This window comes from Streptomyces sp. NPDC050636 (assembly GCF_040654775.1).
Classification (GTDB): Bacteria; Actinomycetota; Actinomycetes; order Streptomycetales; family Streptomycetaceae; genus Streptomyces.
Window position 1 is genome coordinate 186,840 of the sequence record NZ_JBFAIP010000003.1, and the last position, 11,260, is coordinate 198,099.

Sequence of the window (11,260 nt, forward strand, 5' to 3'; positions counted from 1 at the left end):
CGGCTCCCGTTCAGCAGCATGCCGCCCCCCACCACGCCACTGCGGTGGCCACTTCGCACGGCGCTGCGCACGCTTCCGCCTCGCCGGCTGATCACCAGCAGGCCGCTCCGCAGGCCGCTGCTCCGGCTCCCGCCCCGCAGCAGGCGGCCCCCGCAGCCGCCCCGCAGGTGGCCCCGCAGGCCGCCCCGACGGTCACCCCGCGCGTCGCCCCGGAGGTCGTCGTCCCGCAGATGGTCGCCCCGCAGTCCATCCCGCAGGCCGCCCCCCAGGTCAACCCGCAGGTCAACCCGCAGGTCAACCCGCTGATCAACCCGCTGATCAACCCCGGGGCCGGGGTCCCGCAGGTCTCCTCGCTTGGTGTCGGGCGGCTCGCGGCGTCTCCGGTGGGAGAGCTTGATCTGCCCCGACTCGCCTGACCGTTCAACGACGGTCTGGCATGGCCCCGCCCCTGGAGTGCGGCAACGGCGGAGGTGGGGCCACCTCTTGCCACCTCTGGCCGCCATCGAACGCCTGGCGGAGCCGGCGAGCTTCTCCAGCGGGCTCGCTGTAACCGCCCGGCCCCCGCAGGTCTTCCCGCGGGACCAGCACAACCTCTTCGGCCCGTACCAGGAGCGCAGTCCACAGACGGTGGTCGAGGCCACCGTCCCGATCGGATTGCTCGCCACCCCGAGACCCAGGGCGTCACCTGCACCCAGCCGCGGGGCGAACCGCCCGTTCCGGCCTGTCGATGCCGTGTCGAGCGGTGCGGGGCAATTCATTTTTCGCTCTCGTAACTGTAAGAAATCGATCTGTTGCAGATCGCTTCCGCTCAATCAACGGAGAAGAAATGCGCAAGCTTCAGAAGGCTGCCGTCGTGGGCGCCGCTCTCGGCAGCTTCGGCTCCCTCTGCGCCGGCACCGCCTACGCCCACGGGGAGTCGGGCGCCCACGACTTCGACGTCACGCAGGGCACCCACTGCCGGTCGCATGACATGAACATCGATGTCCTCGGGGGAGTTGGGCTTGTCAACGGCCTGGGGGGCAACCTGCTCAACGGCGAAGGCTCCCCCGGTGCGCAGCCCACCAACCTGGGCTCGAAGATGAGCTGTGACAACAACGCTGTCTGAGCGCAGGGCAGTTGCGTAGGTGATCGAAAGGGGTCCCGGCGCCGAGCCACAGGCCCGGCGCCGGGACCCCTTTTTGGCCTCCTTCAGGCCCGGTCCAGGAGCGGTGCACGTGCGGCGAGCTCGACGACCGCCTGCCTGCCCGTTCGTAGGGCGGCACCGATCCATCAACGAACGCTGCATGGTCGGCAGTTGGGTTGGTGCGCGAGGGCGGTCGCGTCGGGCCTTTGCGGCCGCGTCGCCACCAACAGCCCGAAGTCCGCACGGCGGCAACGGATGACCGCACATCGGCTTCCGTGCCCCCGGCCAGGGGACATCTCCATGCCCCTGGGAGAGAACAGCGAATTGGCCCGTGGGCCACAAGCCGGGAACGCTCCTCCCCGGTGCCGGGGGGGGCGGCCCGCAGCGACCACGCAGGCCCTGTCGCGGCGCTTGGTCAGCCTTGCGCCGAGGAACTGCCCGCGGACCATGCTGTCGACCGCGATGCCGCCAGTGGCCCGTAGACGCCGGTACGGCAGGAGCCGGGTGGCCGATGACTGGGAGGCTCATCGCGCCGAGCTGGTGCCCGCTGTACCGTCGTTGGTGATCACTGGTGAGTACGACATGCTCAGCGCGCCCGCCATGGGCCACGAGGTCGCCGTGCCCCGATTGTCCGGGCACGCAAATGGTGGATGGCTGGACCGGGATCAACCCGGTCCGGCCATCCACCATTTGAGAGGGTGTTCTGCTGAAGACTCGTGTAGCAGCCTCTGCGGCTCAGAGCCCAATGCTGGACGGATCGACGCTATTGGGCGCTGGCGCAGAGTTGGAGCAGGTCACGGAGGGGCCGATGTGCGTGAGCCCCTTGTTCAGTAGGCCGCTTGCGGGCACTGCCACGGGCTTCGACGCCATGCAGTCCTGCGACTGGTGGATGGCAACTCTGCCGTCGTCGCTCTTGTAGCCGGTGTTCTGCTGGGGGCAGGTGACGTTGCCCTGGATGTCGCGGGTGCAGCTGCCGTGGATTTCTGAGGCGTACGCCTGGCCGACGCCGACGCCGGCGCAAGTCACGGCGAGGCCGCTCAGGAGCCCCGAGATGGCTGCGATCTTCTTCCGACTGAACATGTGCTGCGTTCCTTTGTGATTGATGCCCGGGCGCCATGCACCGCGAACCGGCCCGCGCCCGGGCCCTGAAGTAGGTCGAAAAAGGGGCCCCGGCGCCGGCCCGTGGCCAGGAGTCCGGGACCCCTTTCCGTTACTTGCTGAGGGCGCTGTTGCTGCAGCCCATCTCCGAGCCGATCGGGGTGGACTGCGCACCCGGGGAGCCCTCGCCGTTGAGTGCGTTGCCCAGCAGGCCGTCGAGGATCCCGACCTCGCCGAGGACGTCGACGTTGAGGTCGTGCGACCGGCAGTGGGTGGCCTGACTGATGTCGAGCTGGCCGCCGCCCTTGCCCTTGCCCTGGCCGTGGCCGTCGGCGTTGGCGATGCCGGCGCCGAGGAAGCCGACGCTGCCGAGGACGGCGGCCACGACGGCGGCCTTGCGAAGCTTGCGCATTTCTTCTCCGGTGGATTGAGCGGATGCGATCTGTTATTGATCGACTTCGTACAGTTACGGAAGCTAATACGAAAGTTCCCGCAACCGCTCAGCGACGCGCCGGATTTTAAAGGTCACCGCGAACACGCGCCACCGGAAGCCGCCCCGTACCTGAGCAGGTCAGGGCGCCGACAGGCGAGCAGGGGCACGGGCGGGCCCGTGGCGAACCACCCGTTCGGCCGCACCGCACTCCACCCGTTCGGCGGCACCGCACGCGACCCGTTCGGCCGCACCGCACGCAAGCGAGCCCTTCGGGGGTGACCCCCAAAGGGCTCGCGGCGAGCGTCGAGTGTGGCTCCCTCGGCGGCCTTAGTTGAATGCGTGGTTGAACTGGCCGCAGGTGGTGCCATAGGTCTGGGGGACGGCGAGTACGCCGATCGGGACGTTGGTGTCGACCACCGTCTGCGGACTGCACTCCTGGTACGGACGGAAGAGGTCGTTCACCTGCTTGCCACCGCCGTGGGCGTAGGCGGTGCCGGCGCCGGCGGCGATGCCGGACAGACTGCCGGCCGCTGCGGCGATGATCGCGACCTGCTGAAGCTTGCGCATGGAACCCTTGGCCCTTCATTACCTGTGCATAGAGGCCTGATTGCCTACTGTGACCGTCCGCACACTAGCAGTAGTCAATCTGGGGGTTCCACATCGCTGAACTCCCCGTGTCGGACTGGGGTAAAAGCCTCCCTCGGGTATCAAACGCCGTTCGGTGCCCCGCCCGAAGTGGCCGCCGTCCTCAAGTGGGTTGAGCGCAACATCTGACTGTGGCGGCCCCGGGGGATCTGGCCGCGGTGGGCGAAGTCCCGCATGCCCTGGCCGCCGAGTTGAAGGGCGTCGCTGTCGCGGCATGCTCGGTCCGGCGATTCCGCAGGGTCCTGTGCGGGATCGTGGAGTGCGTGGTCAAGTGCCGGATCCTGTGCGCAAACCACGACCGAAGGGGAGGGGGCTGCACCGATGGCCTCGTCAACGGTGGGCAAGTGGTCCTTCTCAACCCGACCCGGCCGCAGGCCTATTCGCCTGGGTATCGCGCTCCCGTGGCGTAGAGCGGCGGCAAGCGTTCTTTGTCTGCGATCTGCCACGCCGGAGTCCGGTCCGACGAGGCCGTTGCCATGTACGTGCGGGATGTGCGCCTGCCCGACGCCGACGACGAAGGCTAGCGGGGCGAGTTGCTGTTCCAGGCCGCAAGCCCGGAAGTCGGGAAGCGGTGGGCCGATGTCGGGGGAGGCTGCGGTGGCTGGGAGGCAGGGCCGGAACAGCATATGAGACGAGACGATCCGTCTCTTCAAGGTGCTTCCTGACGCGTAAAGTGCTGCGCATGGGGTTCCCTGTTCCTGTGATCGCCAAGCGAGTGGCCGCGTCGAGCTGAGCTCCGCCGTCACTGCCGTTGATCTCGCCCTGGCCGACCTGCGTGACCTCGAAGCGCGGATGCGCCGGGCCGAGGTCGACCTGAGCCGCCGGGGGTACGACGACGTACGACGACGCACTGGGCTACCGGCCTCACACGCCGCGCCGGCCGCCGATCCCGCGTCACACCTGCCTGACCACCTGGCTCAACAACGGCGCCCCGCCCGCCCAGGCCGCCGAATGGGCCGACAACGGCGTCCTCTTCTTGCTCGCCACGTACGCCCGCTGCGCTGCATCACGAGCCAGCTCGCCGAGCTTCGGCAGCATCGAAAGCCTGCATCGAAGGCCCGCAGCAACTCCCGCTGGCCTTCCCGATACAGATGGGTGCCCTCCTGGCGCGGTTCCTGACCCAACTCACCGAGGAGACCACCCCATACCAGCCCACCGACGGGCCCCGGCTGGGCACGGTCCTGACCGATCTGGCCGCCGCGCACCACATCTCCACCAGCTATCTGCATCGCCTGTTCCAGGACGAGGACGCCACGGTCGCCGCCTGGATCCGCCGCCGAGGACTGGACGCGGCCCACCGCGACCGTACCGCCCACCGCGACTGCACCACACCCACCGACCACCCACACCAGGCCCTCCACAGCCACAAGTGAACTCACTGCCAACGCAGTTGTGCACTCATCCCTCACGACTCACCAGCCGCGTTCCGGGATTCTGGAGGACGTTCGCCGATCGGCAGCGCGTAACGGAGTGCAGACCAGCACGGGAAACGGGGAGAATTTCATATGAAGCGCCTCAGGGTGCGCACGGCACGGATGTCGGTCGTAGCAGGCGTGGCCGCCGCCGGGCTCGCGTTCGGGCTTGCCGGTGCGGGTGCCGCACACGCGGCGCCGGAGCCCGGCTTCAAGGGCGGCAAGGTGTACTGGAAGGCGAACGGTGACACGGTGACGATCACCGACACCAAGCGGGACGGTTACGCCTTCAACGTGGCCGTCTACATCTCCGACGCGAGTCACTCGCCCTTTAGGCAGTGCAAGACCAGCGGCGTGGGCCAGACCAAGACGTGCCGCTTCAATTACCCCGAAGGCAGGGTCCTCATCATCGAGGGCGCGCTGGACAGTGCGACCGACATTAAGTATTCGGGCGAGACTTGGGTCAGGGCCTGACCGACCCGCAACGGGCGTACAGGGCAGCCGGCCCTGCAGGCCCACCCTCCGCACCCTTCGCCGCCGACCGCGCCGCCTGGGGAGCCGTCCGTCCCTGAGCAGCCCTACGGGGCCTGGGCCTGCGCGTTTTCGCCCCCCTTCTCGCCCTGACGCGGGCGGGTTAAGGCTCGCGCGGGAGGCGTCAAGAGGGCCCACATTGTCGAGCCGGCGCAGGACGCGAGCAGCTCAACATCGCCGCTCCAGAACAGGATCAAGGAGAGAAATGCCGTTGAAGCGCAAGTGGAAGGCGACAGCCGCGGCGAGCGTGGCAGTCTTTGGCCTGGCCGTGGCCGGTGCCGGGTCCGCGCAGGCGGACGTGTCCGCTTCCGAGCAGGCTCCGTCGCAGCAAATCCAGGTGCACAAGCAGGTGCGGGCCGACGGGGGCGTGATACTCAATTACACCAAAGGTGACTCCTGGGTCGGTCAGGTGGCCTGGAGTCCGAGCGGCGACAAGGTGCGTGTCAGGGACACGACCTTCGACGGCTGGGGGTTCCAGGCGTACGTGTGGGGCGTCGGCGACGGCAACGTCAGTGTCTGCAAGACCAAGGGTGCGTCCGGCAACGGGACGTGGTGCGACTTCAACTTCCGCGAGGGTCACCAGGTCGGCATCGAGGGCATCCTCGTCAAGGGCAAGGACGTCGAGTCCGTAGGCACCCGGTACGTGGACAACTGACCGGAAGTACGGGCAGAACCAACCGGGCCTGGCCGCTCGGTTCTGCGGGTCGGCTTCGCCGACGGGCTGTAACACCCCGGGGGTGACTCGCCGCTCGGCAAACGGGTCTAACGACCTCCGGAACACCTGTCTCACGAACTGGCTCAAGGCTGGTGACGCAGCCACCCGCAGAAACCCGGTGACAGCCGGACAGCGCCGGACGCTCCCCGCGATCACCAGGGGAGGGTCCGGCGCTTCTACATGTGTGGCCACACATGCCCTGACCAGCAAAAAGACCCTCCCGAGGGGAGGGTCTGGTCTGGCGCCCCCGGCAGGACTCGAACCTGCGGCCAAGTGCTTAGAAGGCACCTGCTCTATCCACTGAGCTACGGGGGCCGGGCGGTGAACGTGGATCACGGACCGCGGACAAGGATAGAGGTCCGGGTGCCTCGTCCCGGTTGCTTCACCTGCGTGGCACGTTGTGGAGGTTCGGTGAAGCGGTCCCGATAATCGCAGGCAGGTACGAATCCTGCACCGCTTTTGGCGTCTCGCGCGCCGGGTGTTGTGCACTCGTTATGCCTGCGTCTCACTTGTCGCGAACGTCCCATGGGGCACTGATCCCGTTCTGTGGGGGTTTCTGCGGCGCGCACGAGGGGTTATACGCTTCAAAAACCCATCGAAATTGGGCATTCTGCACATGTGGCGACCTTGGACGTACGACCCCGGCTCATCGATGCACTGTCCGTATTGCGCGAACGTGTCGACGCCGCACGCTTTCCGCTGCCACTTCGGGGCGCCGCCCGCGCCCGGCGCAGCCGAGCCGAGCTGCTCGCCCAGCTTGATGACTATGTGATGCCCCGCCTGTGTGCACCTCAGGCCCCATTGCTCGCCGTCATCGGCGGATCCACCGGGGCGGGCAAGTCCACGCTGGTCAATTCGCTGGTGGGGCGCCGGGTCTCGGAGGCGGGGGTGCTGCGCCCTACGACCCGTACGCCGGTGCTTGTCTGCCATCCCGACGATCACCATTGGTTCGCCGGACCGCGGGTTTTGCCGCAGCTCACGCGGGTGTGGGTGCCTGAGCAGGACGGCGGGGACGGCACGTATCAAGGGAGTGGTGACTGGGGGGAGAGCGGGGGGCACGGGGATGGGTTCGGCGAGTTTGAGGGGCATGGGGGCGGGTGGACCGGTGAGCCCGGGATGCCCACGGTGCGGATCGAGACGGAGCCGGCACTGCCCAGCGGGCTGGCGCTGCTCGACGCCCCGGATATCGACTCGCTGGTCGCCGGCAACCGGGAGTTGGCCGCCGAGCTGATCTGCGCGGCGGATGTGTGGGTGCTGGTCACCACCGCCGCCCGGTACGCGGACGCGGTGCCCTGGCATCTGCTGCGGACGGCCAAGGAGTACGACGTCACGCTGGTGACCGTCCTGGACCGGGTGCCGCATCAGATCGTCACGGACATTTCAGGGCGTTATGCGGAACTGCTGCAGCGTGCCGGCCTCGGCCATGTCCCGCGGTTCACCATCCCCGAGCTGCCCGAATCGGCCGGCGGCGGCACCGGTCTGCTGCCCGCCACCGCCGTCGCCGAGCTGCGCGCCTGGCTGGAGCGTCACGCCCAGGACCCGGTCGCCCGCGCCGCCGCCGCGGACCGTACTGCCGCCGGCGTCATCGCCTCGCTGCGCAGCCGTCTGCCCGCGCTGGCCGGGGCGGTCGCCGCCCAGCACGCCGCGGCGCTGCGGCTGGCCGGACGGGTCGAGGAGGCGTACGAGGGGGCCGCGGAGCGGGTACGGCGGGAGGTCGCGGCGGGCGAGGTGCTCTCCGGCGACGCGCGCGCCCACTGGCGTGACCATGCCCTCGGCGGCCGGACGGACGAGCTCCTGGACGCGCTGACGCACGGGCTCACATCCCTGCTGGCCTGCGCGGTCGAGGAGGCCGACGAGCGGGCCGGCGATGCCTGGCGGCGTGATCCCGCCGCGGCGGACGTGTCGCTGACGGCGGCCGCCGGCGCCACCGGGGCAGCCGGGCGGCTCGGGGTGGTCGTCCGGCGCTGGCGGCGCTGTATGGAGGAACTGGCCGAGGAGGAGACCCGCGAGGCGCGCGGCGGGCGGGCAGCCGAACGCGCGGGCTGCGTAGCTCCTGAGGAGTCGGCGGCGCTGCTGGCCACCGCGCTGCTCGGTGGCCGCCGGGCCCGAACCGCGGGCGAGAACCTCGCCGACCTGTTGGGAGCCCAGAGCGCGCTGCGGTTGTGTGACCGGGGCAGCCGGTTGCTGGCGACGTACCTGGAACGCGCGCTGGACGGCGAGCGCGAGCGGCGGCTGGCCCCGCTGGACCGACTGTCCGTGCCACCGGATCAGCAGGCCGAGTTGATCGCCGCGCTGTCCGTACTGCAGAAGGAGAAGGTGCTGGGGTGACCGCTTCTACGGAGGACACGGAGAAGGCTGGGGGCGGTCGGGCGGATGGGGCGTGGGATGACGGGTTGATCGCGCGGCGGGCGTGGGACCGGGCTCCCCGGCCGGGTGCGCGGCGTGGGCCTGAGCCGCCCGTTGAGAGACCAGAGGCGTCACCCGTCGCCTCCCCTGATGCGTCACACATCGAGCCGATCATTCCGGCGGACCTTGAAGCGGACCTCCAAGAGGGGCGGCGGGGTGCAGGCGCCGGAGTGGACGTCGACGTTTCGGTACCCGTGGACGTCCAGGTGGGCAGGCATGAGGAGACCCCAGGCCGGGTTCCGGACGGGCTCGTCGCGTACGACCGCGCGCCCGGTAGGCAGCGGCGCGCCATGGGCGACGCGCTGCGCCCGCGGCTGGACGCGTTGCGTGAGCTGACCGCGCTGTCCCGGACCCGGCTGGACGGCGAGACGCTGGACGCGGCGGGCCGGGTGCTGGACGCGGCGGACGAGCGGTTCCGGCTCTCCGGCGAGCACACCGTCGTGGCCATCGCCGGCGCGACCGGCAGCGGCAAGTCGTCGCTGTTCAACGTGCTGGCGGGGGCGAGCCGTTCGCAGGTCGGCGCGCGGCGGCCGACGACCTGCGAACCGGTGGCCTGCGTGTGGTCGGACGACAGACCGGGTGCGGAGGGGCTGCTGAACCGGCTGGACGTACCGGCGCGCCGCCGTCACGCCCCGGTGGACGGCACCCCTGACCTGCGTGGACTCATTCTGCTCGACCTGCCAGACCATGACTCGGCGGCCACCGGTAACCGTGCGCAGGTGGACCGGATGCTGGCGCTGGTGGACGCGGTGATCTGGGTGGTCGACCCGGAGAAGTATGCGGACGCGGTGCTGCACGAGCGGTATCTGCGGCCGTTGGCGGGCTACGCGGAGGTCACGTTCGTGGTGCTCAATCAGGTGGACCGGCTGCCCGGGGACGCCGCGGACCAAGTGGTGGACGATCTGCGCCGGCTGCTGGACGAGGACGGGCTGGCGCTGGGCGAGCACGGTGAGCCGGGCGCGACGGTGCTCGCGCTGTCCGCCGCGACGGGGCAGGGTGTGGGGGAACTCCGCGAGACGCTCGGCCAGTTCGTCGCGGAACGGGGCGCGGCAGCGCGGCGACTGGCGGCGGATGTGGACGGGGCGGCCGAGCGGCTGAGGTCGGCGTATGTGGCGGCCGGCCGGGTGGGGCTGACGGAAGGAGCCCGCGCGGACTTCGACGCCCGGCTGGCCGAGGCGGTGGGCGCGGTGGCCACCGGGCGCGCGGCGGAACGCGACTGGCTACGGCACGCCGACTTGGGCTGCGGCTCCCTGTGGACGCGGCTGAGCGGGCGGCGCAGGGGGCGGCGGGTAGAAGATCGGCACGCCGGGGCAGGGAGTGGGCGTACGGGGGGCGGGGCCGCGGGGGTGGCCCGAACCAATGGTGGACGGGGCAATGGTGGACGGGGCAACGGTGGACAGCTCCACGGCGGACGGAACAACGGTGCGCCGACCGATGCAGCCGTGGATGCCCGGCCGGCGGCGCGGCCAGTAGTGGAGCAGGCCGTACGGGCCGTTGCGGGCGAGGCCGCGTGCGGGCTGCCGACGCCCTGGGCTCAGGCGGTGCGCGAGGCGGCGGGCCGGGGTGCGGAGGGGCTGGCGGAGGCACTGGACAAAGTGGCGGCCGATACCGAGGAGTCCCTACGGGGCGGACCGTCCGCGAAGCCGCGGTGGTGGACGGTGGCCGCCGCGCTGCAAGGGCTGCTGTTCGTGCTCCAAGTGGTCGGCGTGTTGTGGCTGCTGGGCGTGGTCACGGGGGTGGCCGACGGGACGGCATGGGTGTCCGCGCTGTTGCCGGCGGTCATCGGCTCGGTGGGCGGCCCGGTGCTGACGTGGATGTGCGGGGTGGCGGCGCGCGGCCCGGCCCGGCGGTACGGGCAGGAGGCCGAACGGCGGCTGCGGAGCGCGGCGGCGGACTGCGGACGGGCCCGGGTGCTGGAGCCGGTGGCCGCCGAGCTGCTGCGCTACCGCGAGGTGCGTGAGCGGTACGCGGTGGCGTCGGGTGCGTGATGTGAGGTGAGGCGGGTACGCGGGGCGCCCCGCGTACCCCTCCCGGGTGGCCGAGTTATCCACAGTCGGCCCGCCGTACACAGCCCGCCGCGGCCTTCGCCGAATCCGTGCAGCATGGGATCAGCGCACGGCGAGAGCGAACGGGGGCGGGTCCGATGAACGACACGATGGTGACGCTGGTGGGGAATGCCGCGACGGCGGTGGAGCACCGGCAGACGACGGCGGGTGTGCCGGTGGCGAGGTTCCGGATGGCGGCGACGTCCCGGCGCTTCGACCGGACGCGGGAGTGCTGGACCGACGCGGAGACGAGCTTCTATACGGTCCGGTCCTGGCGCGGGCTCGCGGACAACGTCGCCGCATCGGTGGCAGTGGGGGAACCCCTGGTGGTTCACGGGCGGTTGAGGGTACGAGAAGGGGAACAGTCTCCCGAGCGGGGCGGGCAGCGCTGGTTCGCGGCCGAAGTGGACGCCGTCGCGATCGGACACGATCTCTCGCGCGGCACCGCGGCGTTCCGCAGAGTCTCGTGGGCGCGTACGGATCTCGCCCCGCCACAACTGGCGGCAACAGCCGAGACGTCGACGGTTGTGGAAACAGAGACGACGGTTACAGAGGCAGAGGCAGAGGCAGAGGCAGAGGCAGAGGCGACATCACCTCCGACAACTGCTGAGACGTCCGAAGCTCCGGCCGCTGCCCCCGCTCACAAGCAATTCGCCTGAGAAGGTATCGGTGCCCGAAAAGTCCGCATTGATTTATCGATAATGCCAGGTCAGGGTGCCCGCGATCGGTAACGATTGCGATTCGGATCGCTTATGGAATGTCATTACTGGGGACCCTGATGCGCCTGCTCCATAGGATTCCGACGAGTAGCCACGGGGGCTGACGAGCACTCACGGGGGCTGACCAGTTCGG

9 protein-coding genes, 1 tRNA gene and 2 pseudogenes are annotated in these 11,260 nt (G+C 70.1%); 8 read left to right on the forward strand and 4 right to left on the reverse strand.

Going from position 1 to position 11,260, the window contains the following annotated elements; genetic code table 11:
* Positions 1-277: 277 nt before the first annotated feature.
* Together AB0I10_RS05515 and AB0I10_RS05520 are read left to right on the forward strand one after the other, a co-directional pair.
* Positions 278-397 (forward strand): annotated as a pseudogene (locus AB0I10_RS05515) (hypothetical protein); the annotation flags it as partial.
* Positions 398-826: 429 nt separating this feature from the next.
* Entirely contained in the window at positions 827-1,105 is a 279-nt protein-coding gene (locus AB0I10_RS05520; RefSeq protein ID WP_363150999.1) for a hypothetical protein, read from the forward strand.
* Between the two features lie 753 nt (positions 1,106-1,858).
* Here the strand turns inward: AB0I10_RS05520 and AB0I10_RS05525 are convergent.
* From AB0I10_RS05525 to AB0I10_RS05535, 3 genes are all read right to left on the reverse strand, one after another.
* Entirely contained in the window at positions 1,859-2,203 is a 345-nt protein-coding gene (locus tag AB0I10_RS05525) for a hypothetical protein (protein WP_363151000.1), read from the reverse strand.
* 130 nt (positions 2,204-2,333) lie between these two features.
* Positions 2,334-2,633 carry a hypothetical protein gene (locus AB0I10_RS05530; RefSeq protein WP_363151001.1) on the reverse strand — a complete coding sequence of 100 codons (300 nt, stop codon included), beginning with the start codon at positions 2,631-2,633 and terminating at the stop codon, positions 2,334-2,336.
* Positions 2,634-2,981: 348 nt separating this feature from the next.
* Positions 2,982-3,221 (reverse strand): hypothetical protein, encoded by a 240-nt coding sequence (locus AB0I10_RS05535; protein ID WP_363151002.1) that lies wholly within the window; start codon positions 3,219-3,221, stop codon positions 2,982-2,984.
* 1,172 nt (positions 3,222-4,393) lie between these two features.
* On the opposite strand from AB0I10_RS05535, the pseudogene AB0I10_RS05540 reads away from it, so the two are divergent.
* From AB0I10_RS05540 to AB0I10_RS05550, 3 genes and pseudogenes are all read left to right on the forward strand, one after another.
* Positions 4,394-4,603, forward strand: a pseudogene (locus AB0I10_RS05540) (AraC family transcriptional regulator); the annotation flags it as partial.
* A gap of 201 nt (positions 4,604-4,804) precedes the next feature.
* Positions 4,805-5,185 (forward strand): hypothetical protein, encoded by a 381-nt coding sequence (locus AB0I10_RS05545; protein ID WP_363151003.1) that lies wholly within the window; start codon positions 4,805-4,807, stop codon positions 5,183-5,185.
* Positions 5,186-5,447: 262 nt separating this feature from the next.
* Positions 5,448-5,897, forward strand: a complete 450-nt coding sequence (locus tag AB0I10_RS05550) for a hypothetical protein (RefSeq protein ID WP_363151004.1) — start codon at positions 5,448-5,450, stop codon at positions 5,895-5,897.
* A 299-nt stretch (positions 5,898-6,196) separates the two neighbouring features.
* On the opposite strand, the gene AB0I10_RS05555 is transcribed toward AB0I10_RS05550, so the two are convergent.
* A tRNA-Arg gene (locus AB0I10_RS05555) sits at positions 6,197-6,272 on the reverse strand.
* A 312-nt stretch (positions 6,273-6,584) separates the two neighbouring features.
* Between AB0I10_RS05555 and AB0I10_RS05560 the strand changes: the two genes are divergently transcribed.
* The 3 genes from AB0I10_RS05560 to AB0I10_RS05570 all read left to right on the forward strand — a co-directional run bounded on the left by AB0I10_RS05560 (position 6,585) and on the right by AB0I10_RS05570 (position 11,067).
* Entirely contained in the window at positions 6,585-8,285 is a 1,701-nt protein-coding gene (locus AB0I10_RS05560; RefSeq protein WP_363151005.1) for a GTPase domain-containing protein, read from the forward strand.
* A 368-nt stretch (positions 8,286-8,653) separates the two neighbouring features.
* The gene (locus AB0I10_RS05565; RefSeq protein WP_363151091.1) at positions 8,654-10,351 is read left to right on the forward strand and encodes a GTPase; all 1,698 of its coding nucleotides are present in this window, start codon (positions 8,654-8,656) and stop codon (positions 10,349-10,351) included.
* A 155-nt stretch (positions 10,352-10,506) separates the two neighbouring features.
* Positions 10,507-11,067: a single-stranded DNA-binding protein gene (locus tag AB0I10_RS05570; protein WP_363151006.1), complete on the forward strand. Its 561-nt coding sequence runs from the start codon at positions 10,507-10,509 to the stop codon at positions 11,065-11,067.
* Positions 11,068-11,260 lie beyond the last annotated feature (193 nt).